General features: G+C 58.1%; 9 protein-coding genes. 6 read left to right on the top strand and 3 right to left on the bottom strand.

Annotated elements, in window-relative coordinates; all coding sequences use genetic code 11:
• Nucleotides 1–33: 33 nt before the first annotated feature.
• From metA to aceK, 4 genes are all read left to right on the top strand, one after another.
• Nucleotides 34–963, top strand: a complete 930-nt coding sequence (gene metA, locus AC3EMD_RS26030; protein ID WP_008807331.1) for a homoserine O-acetyltransferase MetA — start codon at nucleotides 34–36, stop codon at nucleotides 961–963.
• 260 nt (nucleotides 964–1,223) lie between these two features.
• Entirely contained in the window at nucleotides 1,224–2,825 is a 1,602-nt protein-coding gene (aceB, locus tag AC3EMD_RS26025; protein ID WP_008807330.1) for a malate synthase A, read from the top strand.
• A 79-nt stretch (nucleotides 2,826–2,904) separates the two neighbouring features.
• Nucleotides 2,905–4,209 (top strand): isocitrate lyase, encoded by a 1,305-nt coding sequence (gene aceA / locus AC3EMD_RS26020; RefSeq protein WP_032701149.1) that lies wholly within the window; start codon nucleotides 2,905–2,907, stop codon nucleotides 4,207–4,209.
• Between the two features lie 102 nt (nucleotides 4,210–4,311).
• Nucleotides 4,312–6,096, top strand: a complete 1,785-nt coding sequence (gene aceK / locus AC3EMD_RS26015) for a bifunctional isocitrate dehydrogenase kinase/phosphatase (RefSeq protein ID WP_039102714.1) — start codon at nucleotides 4,312–4,314, stop codon at nucleotides 6,094–6,096.
• A gap of 50 nt (nucleotides 6,097–6,146) precedes the next feature.
• Here aceK and iclR read toward each other — a convergent pair whose 3' ends face one another.
• Nucleotides 6,147–6,977 carry a glyoxylate bypass operon transcriptional repressor IclR gene (iclR, locus tag AC3EMD_RS26010; RefSeq protein WP_004206826.1) on the bottom strand — a complete coding sequence of 277 codons (831 nt, stop codon included), beginning with the start codon at nucleotides 6,975–6,977 and terminating at the stop codon, nucleotides 6,147–6,149.
• 194 nt (nucleotides 6,978–7,171) lie between these two features.
• Between iclR and metH the strand changes: the two genes are divergently transcribed.
• Both metH and AC3EMD_RS26000 read left to right on the top strand, forming a co-directional pair.
• Nucleotides 7,172–10,855: a methionine synthase gene (metH, locus tag AC3EMD_RS26005; protein ID WP_063105938.1), complete on the top strand. Its 3,684-nt coding sequence runs from the start codon at nucleotides 7,172–7,174 to the stop codon at nucleotides 10,853–10,855.
• Nucleotides 10,856–10,985: 130 nt separating this feature from the next.
• Nucleotides 10,986–12,617, top strand: a complete 1,632-nt coding sequence (locus AC3EMD_RS26000) for a Na/Pi cotransporter family protein (RefSeq protein ID WP_008807325.1) — start codon at nucleotides 10,986–10,988, stop codon at nucleotides 12,615–12,617.
• 87 nt (nucleotides 12,618–12,704) lie between these two features.
• Here AC3EMD_RS26000 and AC3EMD_RS25995 read toward each other — a convergent pair whose 3' ends face one another.
• Together AC3EMD_RS25995 and sorE are read right to left on the bottom strand one after the other, a co-directional pair.
• Nucleotides 12,705–13,514: a shikimate 5-dehydrogenase gene (locus tag AC3EMD_RS25995; protein WP_022065226.1), complete on the bottom strand. Its 810-nt coding sequence runs from the start codon at nucleotides 13,512–13,514 to the stop codon at nucleotides 12,705–12,707.
• Complete coding sequence (gene sorE / locus AC3EMD_RS25990; protein ID WP_008807323.1) at nucleotides 13,507–14,739, bottom strand: L-sorbose 1-phosphate reductase; 1,233 nt, start codon at nucleotides 14,737–14,739, stop codon at nucleotides 13,507–13,509. The genes AC3EMD_RS25995 and sorE overlap by 8 nt, the downstream gene beginning before the upstream one ends.
• Between the last annotated feature and the right edge of the window lie 19 nt (nucleotides 14,740–14,758).

The raw sequence follows: 14,758 nt of genomic DNA, 5'->3' as shown, positions 1-14,758 counted from the left end.
ACGTTTATACGTATGCTATGAGGTAATACAGTTATGCCAATTCGGGTGCAGGACGAGCTACCAGCCGTCAGTTTCTTGCGCAATGAAAACGTCTTTGTGATGACGACAACACGTGCAACGACTCAGGAAATTCGCCCCCTGAAGGTGTTAATCCTCAACCTGATGCCGAAGAAAATCGAGACGGAAAATCAGTTCCTGCGTCTGCTGTCGAACTCTCCGCTGCAGGTGGACATCCAGTTGTTGCGTATTGATGCGCGCGAGTCGCGTAATACGCCGGCGGAGCATCTGAATAACTTTTACTGCAATTTCGATGAGATCTGCGATCAGAATTTTGATGGCCTGATTGTCACCGGTGCCCCCTTAGGCCTGGTTGAGTTTAACGATGTTGCTTACTGGCCACAGATCAAACAGGTGCTGGAGTGGGCGAAGGATCACGTCACCTCCACGTTGTTCGTCTGTTGGGCGGTTCAGGCCGCGCTGAATATTCTGTACGGCATTCCGAAGCAGACCCGCGCCGAAAAGATTTCTGGCGTTTATGAACACCATATTCTGCATCCACACGCCTTACTGACCCGCGGTTTCGACGACTCTTTCCTGGCCCCGCACTCACGCTATGCTGATTTTCCGGCGGGACTTATCCGCGACTACACCGATCTCGAGATCCTCGCGGAGACGGAAGAGGGCGATGCGTATTTGTTTGCCAGCAAAGATAAGCGCATCGCCTTTGTTACCGGCCACCCGGAGTACGATGCCAATACCCTGGCAAGCGAATATTTCCGCGATGTGGAAGCCGGTTTGAATCCAGAGGTTCCTTACAACTATTTTCCGCAAAACGACCCGCAGAACAAACCGCGCGCCACCTGGCGGAGCCACGGCAATCTGCTGTTTGCTAACTGGCTTAACTATTATGTCTACCAGATTACACCATACGATCTGCGCCATATGAATCCTACACTGGAGTAATACTCTACACGAAACGATCCTAAAGCGTTTCAGCACTTTGCCTCTGGCACCTTCGGGTGCCTTTTTTATTTCCGAAATTCACTTCATGCTCAATGATAACTTTAATTCCATTGTTATCAATATGTTAACTCTATTTTAAAATTAAAATGGAAATTGTTTTTGATTTTGAAAATTAATTGAGTAGTCTTAATTGTGCTGAGCGAAAACTACACAACGATCTCTCGCTCGCTTCCAGCGGATCAACCAAGAGGAACAGCACAATGACGCAGCAGGCGACAATCACCGATGAACTGGCCTTTAGTCAGCCCTATGGCGAGCAGGAGAAGCAGATCTTAACGCCTGAGGCGGTAGAATTTCTGACGGAACTGGTGAGCCGCTTTGCGCCGGCGCGTAATAAGCTACTGGCCGCGCGTCAGCAGCAGCAGCAGGCCATTGATCAAGGTGTACTTCCTGACTTTATTTCGGAAACCGCTTCCATTAGAAATGGAAACTGGACCATCCGCGGTATCCCGGCGGATTTGCAGGATCGCCGTGTTGAAATCACCGGTCCCGTTGAACGCAAAATGGTCATTAACGCGATGAATGCCAACGTCAAAGTCTTTATGGCGGACTTTGAGGATTCGCTGGCGCCTGACTGGCGTAAAGTCATTGATGGCCAAATTAACCTGCGTGATGCCGTGAACGGGACTATTAGCTACACCAACGAGGCCGGCAAAATCTACCAGCTGCAGCCCAATCCCGCTGTGCTGGTATGCCGTGTGCGCGGCCTGCACCTGCCGGAAAAGCACGTCACCTGGCGTAATGAGGCCATCCCCGGCAGTCTGTTCGATTTTGCGCTCTATTTTTTTCATAACTACCAGGCGCTGCTGGCGAAGGGGAGCGGTCCCTACTTCTATCTGCCAAAAACCCAGGCCTGGCAGGAGGCGGCATGGTGGAACGATGTCTTTAGTTTTACGGAAGATCGCTTTGACCTGCCGCGCGGCACCATCAAGGCTACGCTGCTGATTGAGACGCTGCCAGCGGTGTTCCAGATGGATGAGATCCTGCATGCGCTGCGCGACCATATTGTTGGCCTGAACTGCGGCCGTTGGGACTACATCTTCAGCTATATCAAAACGCTCAAAAACCATCCGGACCGCGTGTTGCCTGACCGTCAGGTGGTGACGATGGATAAACCCTTCCTCAGCGCCTACTCACGGTTGTTGATTAAGACCTGCCACAAACGCGGTGCGTTTGCGATGGGCGGCATGGCGGCGTTTATCCCGAGCAAAGATGCCGAACGCAACCGTCAGGTGCTGAGCAAAGTCACCGCCGATAAAGAGCTGGAGGCGAACAACGGTCACGATGGCACCTGGATCGCCCACCCGGGGCTGGCGGATACCGCTATGGCGGTGTTTAACCGCGTACTGGGCGATAAGCCGAATCAGCTCTCGGTCACCCGGAGCGCGGATGCGCCAATTACCGCCGAACAGCTGCTGGCCCCCTGCGAGGGCGAGCGCACGGAAGCCGGGATGCGCGCCAACATTCGCGTGGCGGTGCAGTACATCGAAGCCTGGATCTCCGGCAACGGTTGCGTCCCGATTTATGGCCTGATGGAAGACGCCGCGACGGCCGAGATCTCGCGCACCTCTATCTGGCAGTGGATCCATCATCAGAAAACCCTGAACGACGGCACCCCGGTCACGAAGGCGCTGTTCCGCCAGTGGCTGGCGGAAGAGCTGATGGTGATTCAGGAGGAGCTGGGAGAGCACCGTTTCAGCCACGGCCGCTTTGACGATGCGGCGCGACTGATGGAGCAGATCACCACCTCCGACGAGCTAATTGATTTTCTGACATTACCGGGCTACCGCCTGCTGGCCTGATCGCCAGATGGTGTGGTTCGCCATTTAGTCCTTCACCAATGCGCCTGGGGAGCCAGGAAATTATATGGAGCATCTGCACATGAAAACCCGTACCCAACAAATCGAAGAATTAAATAAAGAGTGGACGAACCCGCGCTGGGAAGGCATTACCCGCCCGTACAGCGCGGAAGAGGTGGTGAAGTTACGCGGCTCGGTGAATCCGGAATGCACGCTGGCACAGCTTGGCGCGGCGAAAATGTGGCGTCTGCTGCACGGTGAGGCGAAAAAAGGGTACGTCAACAGTCTCGGCGCGCTGACCGGCGGCCAGGCCTTGCAGCAGGCGAAGGCGGGTATCGAAGCCATTTATCTCTCCGGCTGGCAGGTGGCGGCGGATGCTAACCTGGCGTCCAGCATGTATCCGGATCAATCGCTGTATCCGGCCAACTCGGTACCGGCGGTGGTGGATCGGATCAACAACACTTTCCGTCGTGCCGATCAGATCCAGTGGTCGGTCGGGATTGAACCGAACGATCCGCGTTATATCGACTACTTCCTGCCGATCGTGGCGGATGCGGAGGCCGGTTTTGGCGGCGTCCTTAACGCCTTTGAGCTGATGAAATCGATGATTGAAGCCGGTGCAGCGGCGGTTCACTTCGAAGATCAGCTGGCGTCAGTGAAGAAGTGCGGTCATATGGGCGGTAAAGTGTTGGTCCCGACCCAGGAGGCAATTCAGAAGCTGGTGGCGGCGCGTCTGGCAGCCGACGTGATGGGGGTCCCGACGCTGGTGATCGCCCGTACCGATGCCGATGCGGCCGATTTAATTACCTCTGACTGCGATCCGTACGATCGTGAGTTTATTACCGGGGATCGCACCAGCGAAGGGTTCTTCCGCACCCACGCCGGGATCGAGCAGGCGATCAGTCGCGGGCTGGCTTATGCGCCGTATGCGGATCTGGTGTGGTGCGAAACGTCGAAACCGGATCTTGAGCAGGCGCGCCGCTTTGCTGAGGCTATCCATGCGCGTTTCCCTGGCAAACTGCTGGCCTATAACTGCTCGCCGTCGTTTAACTGGAAGAAAAATCTCGATGATAAAACCATCGCCAGCTTCCAGCAGCAGCTGTCGGACATGGGATACAAATACCAGTTTATTACCCTCGCCGGGATCCACAGCATGTGGTTCAACATGTTCGACCTCGCCCATGCCTACGCTCAGGGTGAGGGGATGCGCCACTATGTTGAGAAAGTGCAGCAGCCGGAATTCGCTGCCGCGCCGGAAGGCTATAGCTTCGTCTCGCACCAGCAGGAGGTGGGCACTGGCTACTTCGACAAAGTCACTACCATTATCCAGGGCGGCGCCTCATCGGTGACGGCGCTGACCGGCTCGACCGAAGAAGATCAGTTTTGAGCCATGCCCGGCGGCGCGACGCTGACCGGGCCTGGGAAGGGATGCAGGCCGGATAAGCGAGCGCGCCATCCGGCATGACGTGGTGCCGGATGGGGGAAAGCGATGACGCGTGGCCTGGAACTACTGATTGCCCAAACCATTTTACAGGGATTCGACGCCCAGTACGGGCGTTTCCTGGAGGTGACCTCCGGCGCGCAGCAGCGCTTTGAACAGGCTGACTGGCACGCCGTACAGCAGGCGATGAAGCAGCGTATCCATCTCTACGATCACCACGTTGGCCTGGTGGTAGAGCAGCTGCGCTGCATTACCGAAGGGAAAAGTACCGACGTCGATTTTCTTCTGCGGGTGAAACAGCAGTACACCCAACTGTTGCCGGATTACCCTCGCTTTGAAATTGCCGAGAGCTTTTTCAATTCGGTCTACTGCCGACTGTTTGACCACCGCTCGCTGACCCCCGAGCGGCTCTTTATTTTCAGTTCGCAACCCGAGCGCCCCTTTCGCACCCTACCGCGACCGCTGGCGAAAGATTTCTTTCCGGAACGCGGCTGGTCGCACCTGCTGGGCAAAGTACTGTCCGATTTGCCGTTGCGGCTGCCGTGGCAGAACAAAGCGCGGGATATCGGCTATATCATTGCCAGTCTGCAGGAGGCGCTGGGGGAGGAACTGCTCGCCACCTGTCATCTGCAGGTCGCTAATGAGCTGTTCTACCGGAATAAAGCCGCCTGGCTGGTGGGCAAACTGGTCATGCCGATGGCGACGCTGCCTTTTTTGCTGCCGATCCACCGCAGCGATGAGGGTGAGCTGTTTGTTGACACCTGCCTGACCACCCATGCCGAAGCAAGCATCGTTTTTGGCTTCGCGCGTTCCTATTTTATGGTTTATGCGCCGTTGCCCGGCGCTCTGGTGGAATGGCTGCGTGAGATCCTGCCGGGCAAAACGACGGCCGAGCTGTACATGGCGATTGGCTGTCAGAAGCACGCCAAAACCGAAAGCTATCGCGAATATCTACACTACATTACTCGCTGCGATGAGCAGTTTATTGAAGCGCCGGGCATTCGCGGGATGGTGATGCTGGTGTTTACCCTGCCGGGGTTTGACCGGGTGTTTAAGGTGATCAAAGACCGCTTCGCGCCGCAGAAAGAGGTGACCGCCGCCCACGTGCGCGCCTGCTATCAGCTGGTAAAGGAGCATGACCGCGTCGGGCGGATGGCGGATACCCAGGAGTTTGAAAATTTCGTGCTGGATAAACGGCAAATCGCGCCGGCGCTGCTGGCGCTGTTGCAGGCGGAAGCGGGGAACAAACTCACCGATCTCGGCGACCGCATCGTCATCAGTCATCTGTATATTGAACGGCGAATGGTGCCGCTCAACCTGTGGCTGGAGCAGGTTAACGGCCAGGCATTGCGTGATGCGGTAGAAGAGTATGGCAATGCTATCCGCCAGCTGGCCGCCGCCAACATCTTTCCCGGCGATATGCTGTTTAAAAACTTCGGCGTCACCCGCCACGGCCGGGTGGTGTTCTACGACTATGACGAAATTTGCTATATGACAGAGGTAAATTTCCGCCAGATCCCGCCGCCGCGCTATCCGGAAGATGAGCTGGCCAGCGAGCCGTGGTACAGCGTTTCGCCGGGGGATGTGTTTCCGGAGGAGTTCCGCCACTGGCTGTGCGCCGACCCGCGCATTGGGCCGCTGTTTGAGGAGATGCATGCCGACCTGCTGCGCGCGGACTACTGGCGCGAACTGCAGACGCGGATTAAAAACGGCCATGTGGAAGATGTCTACGCCTACCGGCGCAAGCAGCGTTTTAGCGTGCGCTATGGCGCTGACAGTAGGCCGGATAAGGTGTTTACGCCGCCATCCGGCAGGGTGCGCCGATCTGCCTGATGGCGCTACGCTTATCAGGCCTACTTAAAATGCCCCAGTGGGGCATTTTTTTATTTAACCCCGCCATACGCCAGCGTCACTTCCTTCGCCGCTTTGATCACCAGCGCGCCCAGCTCGGTCACCCGGTCATCGGTCATGCGTGAAATCGGTCCGGAGATGGAGATTGCCGCGAACGGTTCGCGATGTTCATCATAAATGCAGGCGGCGACGCAGCGCAGGCCGAGCGCGTGCTCCTCGTCATCGAAAGAGTAGCCCCGTTTGCGGGTCTGCGCTAAATCTTCCTTCAGATGCAGCGGCGAGACCAGCGTGGCATGCGTATAGGCATGCAGCCCTTTACGGTGCAGCAGGCTGGTGACCTGCTCTTCGCTTAATTGCGAGAGAAACGCCTTCCCGGCGCCGGAGGCGTGCATCGGCAGTTTACCGCCGATCGGCGCCGACATACGCATCAGCTGGGTGCACTGCACCTGGTCGATAATGATCGCCTGGTGGTCGCTCTGGTCAAGCACCGCCAGATTCACCGTTTCACCGGAATCTTCCATCAGCTGGCGCAGGATCGGGTGGACAATCGCCAGCAGATTGCGGCTTTGCAGAAAGCTGCTGCCCACCACGAAGGCATGCGCCCCGACGGCCCAGTGGCCCAGCTCGCCGACCTGGCGGACGAAACCCAGCTGCTGCATGGTGGTCAGCAGGCGGTGAGTGGTGGAGTTGGGCAGACCCGCCTGCTGCGCCAGCTCGGTCAGCGCGACGCTGCTGTGAGACTCGGCAATCCATTCGAGCAATTTCAGGCCGCGGGTCAGCGACTGAACCTGACCGCCAGCCTGCTGGGCGGTGGCAGCCGCGGGTTTTCTGCCGCGTTTCGCGGGAACGGGGGTAGTGGCCATCGCGGACTCCTTTTTCTGTATCGTGGAAATGATTTTCGTTTTATTTGGCGATAATGCAATCACAACCGGACTCATCGGAGGAGTGAAGCTGAACATGTCTCATATTGCCTGTTGTTGTCTTTTCCGCTCCGGTGGTTTATGCCAGTATGGTTTGTTGGCTATTTGGCCTGAGTTGAGCGTTGTCGGGAGCAAGTGTGAGCAGCAAAGTTGAGCAACTGCATCAGCAGTTAAAAGAACGTATTCTGGTTCTGGATGGGGGCATGGGCACCATGATCCAGGGCTATCGTCTGAGTGAGCAGGACTTTCGCGGTGAGCGCTTTGCTGACTGGCCGTGCGACCTGAAAGGCAACAACGACCTGCTGGTGCTCAGCAAGCCCGAGGTGATCCGCGAGATCCACGACGCCTACTTCGAGGCCGGTGCGGATATCATTGAGACCAACACCTTTAACTCGACGACCATCGCGATGGCGGATTACCAGATGGAATCCCTGTCGGCCGAGATCAACTTTGCCGCGGCGAAGCTGGCCCGCGCCAGCGCCGACGCCTGGACGGCCCGCACGCCGGAAAAACCGCGCTACGTCGCGGGCGTGCTTGGCCCGACCAACCGTACCGCCTCTATCTCGCCTGATGTGAACGATCCGGCGTTCCGTAATATTACCTTTGACCAGCTGGTGGCCGCCTATCGCGAATCCACCCGGGCGCTGGTGGAAGGTGGCGTGGATCTGATCCTGATTGAAACGGTATTTGATACTCTGAACGCCAAGGCGGCCATCTATGCGGTGAAAGAGGAGCTGGAGGCGCTGGGCGTTGACCTGCCGCTGATGATCTCCGGCACCATCACCGATGCGTCCGGCCGCACGCTTTCCGGACAGACCACCGAAGCCTTTTATAACTCGCTGCGTCACGCCGAAGCCTTATCGTTTGGTCTGAACTGCGCCCTCGGGCCGGACGAACTGCGGCAGTATGTCCAGGAGCTGTCGCGCATCGCCGAATGCTACGTCACGGCGCACCCGAACGCCGGTCTGCCCAACGCCTTCGGTGAATACGATCTGGATGCCAACACCATGGCGACGCAAATTCGCGAATGGGCGGAAGCCGGTTTCCTCAATATCGTTGGCGGCTGCTGCGGTACGACTCCGGAGCATATCGCCGCCATGAGCCGGGCGGTGGCCGGTTTACCGCCGCGCCAGTTGCCGGAACTGCCGGTGGCCTGCCGCCTCGCCGGCCTGGAGCCGCTGAACATCGGCGACGACAGCCTGTTCGTTAACGTCGGCGAACGTACCAACGTCACCGGCTCGGCGAAATTTAAGCGCTTGATCAAAGAAGAGAAGTACAGCGAAGCGCTGGACGTTGCCCGTCAGCAGGTCGAAAGCGGCGCGCAGATTATCGATATCAACATGGATGAGGGGATGCTCGACGCGGAAGCGGCGATGGTGCGCTTCCTCAACCTGATTGCCGGCGAGCCGGACATTGCCCGCGTGCCGATCATGATCGACTCCTCCAAGTGGGAAGTCATTGAAAAGGGTTTGAAATGCATTCAGGGCAAAGGCATTGTTAACTCGATTTCGATGAAAGAGGGCGTCGAACCCTTTATCCACCATGCGAAGCTGGTTCGCCGCTATGGCGCCGCGGTAGTGGTGATGGCCTTTGACGAAGTGGGTCAGGCCGACACCCGCGAACGCAAAATTGAGATTTGCCGTCGCGCTTACAAAATTCTCACTGAAGAGGTCGGCTTCCCGCCAGAAGATATCATCTTTGATCCCAATATCTTTGCGGTAGCGACCGGTATCGAAGAGCATAACAACTATGCGCAGGACTTTATCGGCGCCTGCGAGGACATCAAACGCGAGCTGCCGCATGCGCTGATCTCCGGCGGCGTCTCCAACGTGTCGTTCTCGTTTCGCGGTAATGACCCGGTACGTGAGGCGATCCACGCCGTGTTCCTCTACTACGCTATCCGTAACGGCATGGATATGGGGATCGTCAACGCCGGCCAGCTGGCGATTTACGACGATCTACCGGGCGAGCTGCGCGACGCGGTCGAAGATGTGATCCTTAACCGCCGCGATGACAGTACCGAACGGTTACTTGAGCTGGCGGAAAAATATCGCGGCAGCAAAGCGGACGACGGCGCGAATGCTCAGCAGGCGGAATGGCGCAGTTGGGACGTGAAAAAGCGTCTCGAATATTCGCTGGTGAAGGGCATTACTGAATTTATCGAACAGGACACCGAAGAAGCGCGTCAGCAGGCTGCCCGCCCGATTGAAGTGATTGAAGGGCCGCTGATGGACGGCATGAACGTGGTCGGCGACCTGTTCGGCGAAGGCAAAATGTTCCTGCCGCAGGTGGTGAAATCCGCTCGCGTGATGAAACAGGCGGTGGCCTACCTCGAACCTTATATCGAAGCCAGCAAAGAACAGGGCTCCAGTAACGGCAAAATGGTGATTGCCACCGTAAAAGGCGACGTTCACGACATCGGTAAAAACATCGTCGGCGTGGTGCTGCAGTGTAATAACTACGAAATTATCGATCTTGGCGTGATGGTCCCGGCGGATAAAATTCTCAAAACCGCCAAAGAGGTCAATGCGGATCTGATCGGCCTTTCCGGGCTGATTACTCCGTCACTGGACGAGATGGTTAACGTGGCGAAAGAGATGGAGCGCCAGGGCTTTACCATCCCGCTGCTGATCGGTGGCGCGACTACCTCGAAAGCGCATACGGCGGTGAAAATCGAGCAGAACTACAGTGGCCCGACCGTTTACGTACAGAACGCCTCGCGCACCGTCGGGGTGGTGGCTGCGCTGCTCTCGGATACGCAGCGCGATGATTTTGTCGCCCGCACGCGTAAAGAGTATGAGACCGTGCGTATCCAGCATGGGCGTAAAAAACCGCGCACGCCGCCGGTGACCCTGGCCGCCGCGCGGGAAAACGATCTGGCCTTCGACTGGGAGAGCTACACGCCGCCGGTGGCCCATCGCCTGGGGGTACAGGAGGTGGAAGCGAGCATCGAGACGCTGCGCAACTACATCGACTGGACGCCGTTCTTCATGACCTGGTCGCTGGCGGGCAAATACCCGCGGATTCTGGAGGATGAAGTGGTGGGCGAAGAGGCACAGCGCCTGTTCAAAGACGCCAACGATTTGTTAGATAAACTCAGCGCAGAGAAAACCCTGAACCCGCGCGGCGTGGTCGGGTTGTTCCCGGCCAACCGCATTGGCGACGATATTGAAATTTATCGCGATGAAACCCGCACCCATGTGCTGACGGTGAGCCATCACCTGCGCCAGCAGACGGAAAAGGTCGGCTTCGCGAACTACTGCCTCGCCGATTTTGTCGCGCCGAAGCTGAGCGGCAAGGCGGACTACATCGGCGCCTTTGCCGTGACCGGCGGCCTGGAAGAGGACGCGCTGGCGGACGCCTATGAAGCGCAGCATGATGACTATAACAAGATCATGATCAAGGCCATCGCCGATCGTCTGGCGGAAGCCTTCGCCGAGTATCTGCATGAGAAAGTGCGCAAGGTCTACTGGGGGTATGCGGCCAATGAGAACCTCAGCAATGAGGAACTTATTCGCGAGAATTACCAGGGGATCCGTCCGGCGCCGGGGTATCCGGCCTGTCCGGAGCACACCGAAAAAGGCACCATCTGGCAGCTGCTGGACGTCGAAGCCCATACCGGCATGAAGCTGACCGAATCGTTCGCCATGTGGCCGGGGGCATCGGTTTCCGGCTGGTACTTCAGCCATCCGGACAGCAAGTACTTCGCCGTGGCGCAGATCCAGCGCGACCAGGTCGAAGACTACGCGCTGCGTAAAGGGATGACCCCGGCGGAAGTCGAGCGCTGGTTAGCGCCTAATCTGGGCTATGATGCCGACTAAATCGTCACCTTTCCTTACAACAAACAAGGCGCTCTGTGAGCGCCTTGTCTCTTTATTGAGGTTAACCCCTTATACTGAGAGAGGTTCCTGATCTTCGGAAAACCTATAACGATAAGGAGAAGCTGATTCCGTGTTAACTCTGCTACACCTGTTGTCCGCGGTTGCTCTGCTGGTGTGGGGCACGCATATTGTGCGTACCGGGGTGATGCGCGTCTATGGCGCTCGCCTGCGTACCGTTCTCAGTAGCAGCGTAGAGAAAAAGCCGCTCGCCTTCTGCGCGGGTCTTGGCGTCACTGCGCTGGTGCAAAGCAGCAATGCCACCACCATGCTGGTGACCTCGTTTGTCGCCCAGGATCTGGTGGGCCTGACGCCAGCGCTGGTAATGGTGCTGGGGGCCGACGTCGGGACGGCGCTGATGGCGAGGGTGCTGACCTTCGACCTGTCGTGGCTATCGCCGCTACTCATTTTTATCGGGGTGATCTTCTTCCTTGGCCGCAAGCAAACCCGCGCCGGGCAGCTGGGGCGGGTGGGGATTGGTCTGGGGCTGATCCTGCTGGCCCTGGAGCTGATTGTGCAGGCCGTGAACCCCATCACCCAGGCCAACGGTGTGCAGGTGATTTTCGCCTCGCTGACCGGCGATATCATGCTGGATGCCTTAATTGGCGCCGTATTCGCGATCATCAGCTACTCCAGCCTGGCGGCGGTGCTGCTGACGGCGACGCTGACCGCGGCGGGAGCAATCTCCTTCCCGGTGGCGCTGTGCCTGGTAATTGGCGCCAACCTGGGCTCCGGGCTGTTGGCGATGCTCAACAACAGCGCGGCAAACGCGGCGGCGCGCCGCGTGGCGCTGGGTAGCCTGCTGTTTAAGCTGGTGGGGAGCCTGATTATTCTGCCATTCGTCCATCCGCTGGCCGCGGCGATGCACAAGCTGCCGTTGGCGGAGTCTGAGCTGGTTATCTACTTCCACGTCTTTTATAACCTGCTGCGCTGCATCGCGATGGTGCCCTTTGCCGGACCGATGGCGAAGCTGTGCCAGCGTATGATCCGCGATGAGCCCGAGCTGGATAACCAGCTGAAACCCAAGCATCTTGACCCGTCGGCGCTGGATACGCCAGCGCTGGCGCTGGCCAATGCCGCGCGCGAGACGCTGCGCATTGGAGATGCGATGGAGCAGATGCTGGGGAGCCTGCATAAAGTGATGCATGGCGAACCGCGTCAGGAGAAAGAGCTACGTCGTATGGCGGACGATATCAACGTGCTCTACACCGCCATTAAGCTCTATCTGGCGCGAATGCCAAAGGATGAGCTGGCGGAGGAGGAGTCCCGGCGCTGGGCGGAAATCATTGAGATGTCGCTAAACCTCGAGCAGGCGTCTGATATCGTCGAGCGGATGGGCAGCGAGATCGCCGATAAATCGCTGGCGGCGCGGCGCGCCTTCTCGGTGGAAGGGTTAAAGGAGCTGGATGCGCTGTACGATCTGCTGCTCAGCAATCTGCAGCTGGCGATGTCGGTCTTCTTCTCCAGCGATGTACCCAGCGCCCGCCGTCTGCGGCGCAGCAAACACCGGTTCCGCATTCTTAACCGCCGTTACTCGCATGCGCACGTTGACCGTCTGCATCAGCAGAACGTGCAGAGTATCGAAACCAGTACGTTGCACCTGGCGCTGCTGGGGGATATGAAGCGTCTGAACAGCCTGTTCTGCTCGGTGGCCTACAGCGTGATGGAGCAGCCGGATGAAGACGACGAACGAGATGACTACTGAGACGGATTATTTTTCCGTTTATGTCGCTTCTTTTCTGGCGAGGTAGCCCTCCCGGGACGTGGCTGACGCCTTCCCGGGAGGGACATCCTAGCTTCTGGCAAACGCCGAGGCCTCTGCCACCAGCGCGCTATCCGGCCGTACGCCGGTATAAAGGGCAAACTGCTCGACGGCTTGCAGGGCAATAACTTCCGCACCGCTGATGGTCTGCTTACCCCGTTGCTGCGCCAGGCGGATCAGCGGAGTTTCCGCCGGCAACGCGACCACGTCAAACACGACGCTGGCCTGGGCCACCATGGCCTCGCTGAACGCCAGCGTGTTGCTTTCCGCTCCCCCTGCCATGCCCAGCGGTGTGACATTGACCAGAATCTCGGCTGCGATCCCTTCCGGCAGGGGCTGCCACTGAAAGCCATACTGTTTTGCCAGCGCCAGGCCGCGCTGGCGATTGCGGGCCGCAATGATCACGTCACGGAAACCGGCATCACGGAAGGCGGCAATGACGGCTTTCCCCATGCCGCCGCTACCCTGAATCATCACTCTGGCGTTGGTATCGAGCCGATGGCTGGCGATCAGGCTTTTGACCGCGATGTAATCGGTGTTCAGCCCGGTTAACTTCCCGTCGTCATTGACGATGGTGTTGACGGAGTCGATGACTTTTGCTGACGGGTCGACCGCGTCAAGAAACGGTATGCAGCTCTCTTTAAACGGCATGGAGACCGCACAGCCGCGGATACCCAATGCGCGAACCCCTTTTACCGCCGCCTCAATATCCGTTGTCGTAAAGGCTTTGTAGAGGTAGTTCAACCCCAGTTTGTCATACAGATAGTTATGAAAGCGGGTGCCGAAGTTGCCGGGGCGACCCGCCAGGGAGATGCACAGCAGCGTATCGCGGTTAATCATGCGTAATATCCTCCGCGTGGGCCAGCAGATACGCTTCAGCCTCCTGGGACCAGATCCCATGGTGACGCGCCACAATCGCTGCCAGTTCGGGATCGGCGATCTCGCCCAGCGGCGTGAGCGGGAAGGCTTTTCCGGTATACACCAGCTTTTTTCCCCCGCCGACGGCAGGCAGATCGAGGGTGGTTTCGCCCGCGGCGTTCAGGCCGAGAATATGGGTGACCACTTTCGCCGTCTGGACCTTTTTCGCCTGCATCAGCGCCACCGCGGCGCGCATATCGTCAGTATTACCGCCGGAGGTGCCGACGTAGTGGGTAAAGGCGTAGTGCACGTCGTAGAAGTTGATCGGGGCGCTGAATTGCTTATCCTGGGGGCCAGCAAAGAAATTCAGGCAGCCGTCCGGGGCCAGCAACGAGGAGGCCAGGGTGATCAGCTGTTCGTTTGGCACAAACACGAAGATATCGTCGAAGCCATGGCCGCCGCTGAGCGCCAGCAGCGTATCGCGACTGGCCTCATGGCCGTCGAGGTAGTGGATCAGCGTCTGCGGCTCAGAGGGGTAATGACGGCGGGCGTAGCTGAGCTTCGGCTTATTGGTATCGGTCACTACCAGTAGTGAAGGATTGATGGGGCCGTGCAGCGCATAGTCGATAGCCAGCAGCCCCATCGGCCCCGTCCCGCCCAGGATCAGAGTGCGTCCCTGAGGACGGATCCCCATCACGTGGTTGTAACTCCCCTCCTGCAGATGATAATTGGCGTTGAAAGCGCCAATGACGCAGGAGAGCGGCTCCACCAGCGATCCTTCAAACCAGGTATCCCCCTCCCAGGTGAGCAGGCAATCCTGCGCCATCACCTCATTGGGGATCACCACATGGGTGGCTTCGCCACCGATCCATGGGAATGAGTAGCCGGGGCAGTCGGGTCGGTCGGGCAACTGCAGGTTGGCCTGGATCACGTAGCGCTGCCCTGGCTGAAACTTATGCTGCCACTTTTTACCGACGGCAAGGATTTCGCCGCAGAATTCATGACCGATAATAATGGGCCTGGTGGCCACATCATCTGGCACTTTTTTATGATCGGCACCCTGATTGGCCTCTTTCCATGAAGAAAGGCACAGGCTGTCCGTGACCACCCGGGCGAGGATCTCATCGTCCTGCATCGCCGGGAGGGTAAAGGTTTCCAGGCGCAGGTCTCGTTTGCCATACAGGCGCAGGGCCGTTGTTGTTTGCATAAACCACCTCATCCCCTTC

Source organism: Klebsiella sp. PK18 (assembly GCF_057784655.1).
Note: the sequence above shows the minus strand (reverse complement) of the source record. Positions and strands in the feature narration are given on the sequence as shown.

Bases quoted from the DNA above. Each gene is read 5' to 3' on its own strand.
- aceA (WP_032701149.1), top strand. From the start codon at position 2,905: ATGAAAACCCGTACCCAACAAATCGAAGAATTAAATAAAGAGTGGACG.
- AC3EMD_RS25995 (WP_022065226.1), bottom strand. From the start codon at position 13,514: ATGATTAACCGCGATACGCTGCTGTGCATCTCCCTGGCGGGTCGCCCC.
- metA (WP_008807331.1), top strand. From the start codon at position 34: ATGCCAATTCGGGTGCAGGACGAGCTACCAGCCGTCAGTTTCTTGCGC.
- aceK (WP_039102714.1), top strand. From the start codon at position 4,312: ATGACGCGTGGCCTGGAACTACTGATTGCCCAAACCATTTTACAGGGA.
- aceB (WP_008807330.1), top strand. From the start codon at position 1,224: ATGACGCAGCAGGCGACAATCACCGATGAACTGGCCTTTAGTCAGCCC.
- iclR (WP_004206826.1), bottom strand. From the start codon at position 6,977: ATGGCCACTACCCCCGTTCCCGCGAAACGCGGCAGAAAACCCGCGGCT.
- sorE (WP_008807323.1), bottom strand. From the start codon at position 14,739: ATGCAAACAACAACGGCCCTGCGCCTGTATGGCAAACGAGACCTGCGC.